Source organism: Sphingomonas sp. CCH9-F2 (genome assembly GCF_001556735.1).
Taxonomy (GTDB): domain Bacteria; phylum Pseudomonadota; class Alphaproteobacteria; order Sphingomonadales; family Sphingomonadaceae; genus Sphingomonas; species Sphingomonas ginsenosidimutans.
On record NZ_LSJO01000345.1, the window covers coordinates 1 to 6073 of the forward strand.

At 69.1% G+C, this 6073-nt stretch carries 7 protein-coding genes and 1 riboswitch; of the genes, 3 read left to right on the plus strand and 4 right to left on the minus strand.

Annotation, left to right across the window (positions count from 1 at the left end):
* On the plus strand, positions 1 to 803 hold an 803-nt coding region (locus AX685_RS10000), incomplete at its 5' end, for a PQQ-dependent sugar dehydrogenase (RefSeq protein ID WP_066488123.1).
* Between the two features lie 122 nt (positions 804 to 925).
* On the opposite strand, the gene AX685_RS10005 is transcribed toward AX685_RS10000, so the two are convergent.
* From AX685_RS10005 to AX685_RS10015, 3 genes are all read right to left on the minus strand, one after another.
* Entirely contained in the window at positions 926 to 1357 is a 432-nt protein-coding gene (locus AX685_RS10005) for an acyl-CoA thioesterase (protein WP_066488129.1), read from the minus strand.
* 45 nt (positions 1358 to 1402) lie between these two features.
* On the minus strand, positions 1403 to 2185 hold the full coding sequence (locus AX685_RS10010; RefSeq protein ID WP_066488131.1) for an SDR family NAD(P)-dependent oxidoreductase: 783 nt from the start codon (positions 2183 to 2185) through the stop codon (positions 1403 to 1405).
* A 118-nt stretch (positions 2186 to 2303) separates the two neighbouring features.
* Complete coding sequence (locus tag AX685_RS10015) at positions 2304 to 3503, minus strand: acetyl-CoA C-acetyltransferase (protein WP_066488133.1); 1200 nt, start codon at positions 3501 to 3503, stop codon at positions 2304 to 2306.
* 114 nt (positions 3504 to 3617) lie between these two features.
* Between AX685_RS10015 and AX685_RS10020 the strand changes: the two genes are divergently transcribed.
* Together AX685_RS10020 and AX685_RS10025 are read left to right on the plus strand one after the other, a co-directional pair.
* A complete protein-coding gene (locus AX685_RS10020) occupies positions 3618 to 4247 on the plus strand; it encodes a nitroreductase (RefSeq protein ID WP_331710166.1) in 630 nt (209 codons plus the stop codon).
* A 75-nt stretch (positions 4248 to 4322) separates the two neighbouring features.
* Positions 4323 to 5504 (plus strand): MFS transporter, encoded by a 1182-nt coding sequence (locus AX685_RS10025; RefSeq protein ID WP_066488136.1) that lies wholly within the window; start codon positions 4323 to 4325, stop codon positions 5502 to 5504.
* Here the strand turns inward: AX685_RS10025 and AX685_RS10030 are convergent.
* Positions 5497 to 5763: a hypothetical protein gene (locus tag AX685_RS10030; RefSeq protein WP_066488138.1), complete on the minus strand. Its 267-nt coding sequence runs from the start codon at positions 5761 to 5763 to the stop codon at positions 5497 to 5499. The two genes, AX685_RS10025 and AX685_RS10030, sit on opposite strands and share 8 nt — an antisense overlap.
* A 119-nt stretch (positions 5764 to 5882) precedes the next feature.
* A riboswitch (glycine riboswitch) is annotated at positions 5883 to 5985 on the plus strand.
* Positions 5986 to 6073 lie beyond the last annotated feature (88 nt).

Genomic DNA, 6073 nt, shown 5'->3' on the forward strand with positions numbered 1-6073 from the left:
ATTTCAGCTATTCGGCGGCCGGCGACGGTGGCAAGGGCGTGGTGCTGGCACGCGGCGTGCTGGACGACGCGCCCGGTGCGGAGCGGCTGCGCTCGATCGAGGCGCTGTACCGCGCCACGCCGCTGGTTGACGGCGACGGGCATTTTTCCGGCCGGATCGCCTTTTCGCCGGACGGGCAATATCTGTTCTTCACTGCCGGCGACCGGCAGAAATTCACCCCCGCGCAGGACAAGGACGCATCGCTGGGCAAGGTGCTGCGCCTGACGCCCGACGGGAAGCCCGCCGCGGGCAATCCGCTGGCGGCGCAGGGGTTCCTGCCGGAGGTGTGGAGCTACGGGCACCGCAACCTGCTGGGCATCGCGTTCGATGCGCAGGGCAATCTGTGGGAACAGGAAATGGGGCCGCAGGGCGGGGACGAGCTGAACCTGATCCTGCCGGGGCGCAATTACGGCTGGCCCAACGTGTCGAACGGATCGCATTACGACGGGCGCGACATCCCCGATCACGCGCCCGGCGATGGCTATGAAGCGCCGAAGGTGTGGTGGAATCCGGTGATCTCGCCCGGCGGGCTGATGATCTATTCGGGCAAGCTGTTCCCGCAATGGGCGGGCGACGCCTTCATCGGCGGCCTGTCGTCGCAATCGCTGGTCCGCGTCGACCTGAACGGCACGCAGGCGACCAAGGGCGATCAATGGCCGATGGGCGCGCGCATCCGCGACGTGGCGGAAGGTCCGGACGGCGCGATCTGGGTGATCGAGGATGGCGCCAAGGGGCGGTTGCTGAAACTGACGCCGCGGGCGTGATCCAACTCATCGTCATCCGGCGGAGGCCGGGATTTCGCTGTGAGGTTCGGAACGCCCGCCGCGAAAGGCCCCAGCCTTCGCTGGGGCGACGTGGGGGAAGGCGGGGTGTGTGAAGACCGACGTTACCCCGCCCGCACCATCACCTCGTCCAACCGCGTGCGGAAATCCGCCGGTATGCCTCCCTGCGCCGGATGCGTCATCACGAGCGTCGTGTCGCAGGTCGCGATCGCGCGGCCGTGCTGGTGCATCACCGCCGCCACGTCCCATGAGCGGTTGCCGATCCGCGTGATGCCGGTCGCGATCTCGACGTCATCGGGATAGCTGCCCTCGGCCAGGTAATTGACCTCGTTGCGCGCGACGACGGCGCGCAGTCCGCCCGCCCGGTCCATACGCCCCAGCGCGCGATTGAAGCGGACTCGCGCATCCTCGAACAGCGCGGCGAAGGCGACGTTGTTGATATGCCCCATCGCGTCCAGGTCCTGGAACCGCGTGGGGATGACGATGCGGACGGGATAGCTGGCGAGCAGCAGCCGCTCGGGCGATGGCCTTGCCATATGTAAGGTGGCCGGGCGCCGCGACGCGCCGCCCGGCTCCGCCGATCAGCGCGGCGCCATGCGGATCGCGCCGTCGAGGCGAACGTCCTCGCCGTTGAAATAGCCGTTCTCAATCATCGTCAGCGCCAGGCCGGCATATTCCTCCGGATTGCCCAGCCGCTTCGGGAAGGGCACCTGCGCGCCCAGCGCATCCTTCACGTTCTGCGGCGCGGCGGCCAGCAGCGGCGTATTGAAGATGCCCGGCAGGATCGTGTTGACGCGGATGTTCTCGCTCATCAGGTCGCGCGCGATCGGCAGGGTCATGCCGACGACGCCGCCCTTCGACGCCGAATAGGCTGCCTGGCCGATCTGACCGTCCTCCGCCGCCACCGACGCGGTGTTGACGATCGCGCCGCGGTCGCCGTCTTCCAGCGGCGGCAGCGTCATCATCCCCGCCGCCGACTTGGCGATGCAGCGGAACGTGCCGACCAGGTTGATCTGGATGATCATGTTGAATGCATCGAGCGGGAAATGCTTGATGCTGCCGTCTTCCTTGCTGCGGCTGGCGGTCTTGATCGCGTTGCCGGTGCCGGCGCAGTTCACCAGGATGCGCTCCTGCCCGATCGCGGCGCGCGCCTTTTCGAAGCCGGCGTCGACCGACGCCTCGTCGGTGACGTTCACCTTGCAGAACACGCCGCCCAGTTCGGCGGCCAGCGCCTCGCCCTTTTCCTCGTTCAGGTCGAACAGCGCGACCTTCACGCCCTTCGCCGCCAGCACGCGCGCGGTCGCCGCGCCCAGGCCGGACGCGCCGCCGGTGATGACGGCCGAAATGCTGTTGTCGAGTTTCATCAATCCTGCTCCTCTGAAAATGTCGTCATCCCGGCGCAGGCCGGGATCTCGCGCCACCGGCGCGCGCCCGCGGCAGGAGACCCCAGCCTGCGCAGGATGACGAAGAACCTATCTTGCCTTACGCCGCCTTGGCGCCGTCGCCCTGCCAGTCGCAATTCTCGATGATCGTGACGTTGGCGACGCCGCCGCCCTCGCACATCGTCTGCAGGCCGTAGCGCCCGCCGCGGCGGCGCAGTTCGTGGACCAGCGTGGCCATCAGCTTCGTCCCCGACGCGCCCAGCGGGTGGCCCAGCGCGATCGCGCCGCCGTTGACGTTCAGCTTCTCCGCCTTCGCGCCGGTATGGTGCAGCCATGCCATCGGCACCGACGCGAACGCCTCGTTCACCTCGTACAGGTCGATATCGTCGATCGACAGGCCGGCACGCTTCAGCGCCTTGTCGGTCGCGAACAGCGGCTCCTCCAGCATCACCACCGGGTCGCCCGCGGTGACCGTCAGGTTGACGATCTTGGCCAGCGGCTTGAGGTCGTACTTCTTCAGCGCTTCCTCGCTGACGATCAGCACCGCCGATGCGCCGTCGCAGATCTGGCTCGACGATGCGGCGGTCAGCACGCCGTCCTCGGTCAGCTTCTTGACGCCCGCCATGCCCTCTGCCGATGCGTCGTAGCGGATGCCCTCGTCGGCGACATGCTGTTCGGCGCCCTCGGCGGTCTCGATGTCGATCGGCACGATCTCATCGCGGAACTTGCCGCCCTGCGTCGCGGCCACCGCCTTGCGGTGCGAGTTGAGCGAGAAATCGTCCAGCGCCTCGCGCGTGAAGCCGTATTTCTTCGCGATCATCTCCGCGCCGGCGAACTGGTTGAAGACGATGCCGGGATATTTCTCCTCCAGCCCGGGCGACTTGTTCTTGCCCAGTCCCGCATCGTGGAACAGCTTGAACGTCGATCCCATCGGTACGCGCGTCATGCTTTCGACACCGGCGGCGATCACCACGTCCTGCGTCCCGCTCATCACCGCCTGCGCGGCGAACTGCACCGCCTGCTGCGACGAACCGCACTGGCGGTCGATCGTGACGGCGGGAACGCTCTGCGGCAGCTTGGACGCCAGCACCGCGTTGCGCCCGACCTGCCCGGCCTGTTCGCCGCCCTGGCTGACGCAGCCCATCACGACATCCTCGACCGCCTCGGCGGGAATGCCGGACCGGTCGATGACCGCGTCCAGCACCCGCGCCGCCAGATCGACCGGGTGGACCCCCGCCAGCTTTCCGCCGCGACGCCCGCCGGCCGTGCGTACTGCTTCGACGATATAGGCTTCGGCCATCTTCCGACTCTCCGTAACAACTGTTATCCCGCGTCTGATCGCGCAGATTGACGCGAACGGCAAGAGGCGGAGAGTCGAATGGATGTAGCGGACGCAATTCGGGCGCGGCGGTCCGTGCGCGGTTATCTCGATGGGGCGGTCGATCCGGCGGTGCTCAAGCGGCTGGCGCTGCTGTCGTCGCGCGCGGCGACCGGCGGCAACATCCAGCCGTGGCACATCGATATCGTCCACGGCGAATCGATGGCGCGGCTGAAGGGGATCATGGCCGGGAAGATCGAGCGGCGCGAAACCGAGACGCCGGGCTATGACATCTATCCCAAGGAGATGGACGACCGCTATCGCCAGCGCACCTTCGCGATCGGGGAGGAGATGTACGGCCGGCTGGGCATCCCGCGCGAGGATCGCAAGGCGCGCGCGCTGTGGTTCGCGCGCAACTTCCAGTTCTTCGGCGCGCCGGCGGCCTATTTCGTGACGGTCGACCGCCGCATGGGACCGCCGCAATGGGCGGACCTGGGCATGTACCTGCAGAACCTGATGCTGCTGGCGGTCGAGGAAGGGCTGGCGACCTGCCCACAGGAATGCTGGGCGGTCTATCCGCAGACGGTGGAGGCGTTCCTGGAGGTGCCAGCCGAGCGGATGCTCTTCTGCGGCGTCGCGATCGGTTACGAGGACACCGACGATCCCGCCAACCTGACCCGGTCGGCGCGCGCGCCGGAGGAGGAATGGCTGCGCATCCTGGCGTAACCCGGGTGGTGCGGGGTTGACGCTGCACCGCACAATGGCCAGCTAAAGCGCGATAGCCACCATCGGGAACGCGCCATGGCCACCGCCATCGCCGACCGGCCCAGCGCGCCGGTCGGCCTCATCCATCTGTCGCTGGCGGTCGGCGGCTTCGCGATCGGGACGACCGAGTTCGCGACGATGAGCCTGTTGCCCGACATGGCGCGCGACCTTGGCGTCGATGCGCCCACCGCGGGGCACGTCATCAGCGCCTATGCGCTGGGGGTCGTCGTAGGCGCACCGCTGCTGGCGGTGATCGGCGCGAAGATGGCGCGGCGGACGCTGCTGATCGCGCTGATGGCGATGTTCGCGCTCGGCAATGCGCTGTCGGCGGTCGCGCCCGACTATGGCACGATGATGGCGTTCCGCTTCCTCAGCGGGCTGCCGCACGGCGCCTATTTCGGGATCGCGACGCTGGTCGCGGCCTCGCTGGTGGAACAACGGCGGCGGACGCAGGCGGCGGCGCGCGTGCTGCTGGGGCTGACGGTGGCGACGATCGTCGGCGTGCCGCTGGCCAATGCGCTGGGACAGGTGGTCGGCTGGCGATCGTGCTTCGTGATCGTCGCGGTGCTGGCGGGGCTGACCGCCGCGCTGGTGGCGCTGTTCGCGCCGCGTGACCGCGCCGACGCGGATGCCAGCCCGTTGCGCGAACTGGCGGCGCTGCGCACGCCGCAGGTGTGGCTGACGCTGGGCGTCGGCGCGATCGGCTTCGGCGGGCTGTTCGCGGTTTATACCTATCTGGCCGATACGATGGCGGCGGTGACGAAGGTGTCGCCCGCGGTCGTGCCGGTCGCGCTGGCGGTGTTCGGCGTGGGGATGACCGCGGGCAACCTGATCGTCCCGCGCTTCGCCGACCGTGCGCTGCTGCCGACCGCCGCGGGGGTATTGGTGTGGAGCGCGGCGTCGCTGATGCTGTGGCCGTTCGCGGCCGGGCATCTGTGGTCGGTGATCGTCGCGGTGTTGCTGATCGGGTTCGGCGGATCGCTGGGCAGCGTGTTGCAGACGCGGCTGATGGACGTCGCCGGCGATGCGCAGGGGCTGGCGGCGGCGCTCAACCATTCGGCGTTCAACGTCGCCAATGCGCTCGGCCCGTGGCTGGGCGGGATGGCGATCGCCGCCGGCTATGGCTGGACGTCGACCGGCTGGGTCGGCGCGGCGCTGGCGCTGGGCGGGCTGGCGATGCTGGCGGTATCCTGGGCGGTCGAGCGGCGCGCTACATGACGATGCCGGCGGGCCGCGCCTCCTTGATCGCGGCCAGCACCATCCGCTCCCATATCGCCACGTCGCCCGCCGCGGCCATCGCCTCGCTGGGCGCACGCAGCGTGTGGAGCACCGCGACCGCATCGTCGCGATAGTCCTTCCAGGCGGCATCGACCGCCCCGGCGGCGGATTCGGTCTGCCCCTCCGCGTTGGCGCTCAGCCGCTGGCCGGCGAGCACGCGCGCGATGCGTTCGACGGCGCTGGTATGGGCGATATCCATGGCCTTCCTCTCCTACGAACCCTGTCGTCTGCAACAACCGGCGGCGCGCGCATCGGCTCCCGATTGACTCACCCGGCGGGTCGCGTAGAGGCGGTGGCGTCGATGCCGGGCGACCGGCATGGGCACGCGCGGGAGAGTGCGACGGGCCTTCCAGGCCGGGCGTCGCCGCCGAAGGAGCAACCACCCCGGAATCTCTCAGGCACCATGGACCGCGCGGGCCATCGACACTCTGGAAAGCGGCGGGCGCTCCACGCGCCGGCCCACCGAAGGGGTAATCCGCCGCCGCCGCACCGGCGCCGCGGAGAAAGCT

Excerpts from the sequence above, each read along its gene's own strand:
- AX685_RS10005 (WP_066488129.1), bottom strand. The coding sequence starts at position 1,357 with ATGGCAAGGCCATCGCCCGAGCGGCTGCTGCTCGCCAGCTATCCCGTC.
- AX685_RS10010 (WP_066488131.1), bottom strand. The coding sequence starts at position 2,185 with ATGAAACTCGACAACAGCATTTCGGCCGTCATCACCGGCGGCGCGTCC.
- AX685_RS10015 (WP_066488133.1), bottom strand. The coding sequence starts at position 3,503 with ATGGCCGAAGCCTATATCGTCGAAGCAGTACGCACGGCCGGCGGGCGT.
- AX685_RS10025 (WP_066488136.1), top strand. The coding sequence starts at position 4,323 with ATGGCCACCGCCATCGCCGACCGGCCCAGCGCGCCGGTCGGCCTCATC.
- AX685_RS10030 (WP_066488138.1), bottom strand. The coding sequence starts at position 5,763 with ATGGATATCGCCCATACCAGCGCCGTCGAACGCATCGCGCGCGTGCTC.